Below are 602 nucleotides of genomic sequence, written 5' to 3'. Positions count from 1 at the left end.
TATATCCAGACATAGACGTTTTTGTTACCTAAAAGTGACTACCAAAACAATAAATGATATTTTATTCGTATTATCAATGCGCCGCATTGTAACGGAATTTTCTCGCAATACCAAATCGTATGAATAGTAAATCTGTGTTTATTTTGCCATCGCCTGAGCATGGTCGGCTGATCGGCTTTAGCAGACGTGAGTGACGCGAAAACAGTGCCGCGCTAATCCTGGAAAGACAGTATCAAAAACAGCCGCTAACAAACCTGACCTAAAAGTGGCTTGTCCCTATTTTAAGGCAAAAGTAACTCATCTTCGATTGGGATATATCTGTCCACGACCGCTTGGAGGTTTTGCGCTGTTAAGCCCGGCACGCCATAAACCGTGACCTTTTTTCCAAACTTTTGCTGAATGCGCTCAACAAGGATTTCGAAATCGCCGTCGCCAGATAATAAAATGACCTCATCCACCATTGGCGCATACTCAAAAGCGTCCAACGCGAGGCCCACATCCCAATCCCCTTTCGTCACCTGCCAATCCCAGCGTTGAATAAAAGGCTTCAGTTTTACGTCAAAACCAATACCCCGCAAAATATGGTGAAACTGACGTTGACC

At 44.2% G+C, this 602-nt stretch carries 1 protein-coding gene; it reads right to left on the bottom strand.

The features are described 5' to 3' along the window. Positions 1 to 281: 281 nt before the first annotated feature. Positions 282 to 602, bottom strand: a 321-nt coding sequence (locus CIK04_RS27655) for an NYN domain-containing protein (protein WP_128824734.1), incomplete at its 5' end; no start/stop codon positions are given.

Source organism: Vibrio sp. 03_296, assembly GCF_002265885.1.
Note: the sequence above shows the minus strand (reverse complement) of the source record. Positions and strands in the feature narration are given on the sequence as shown.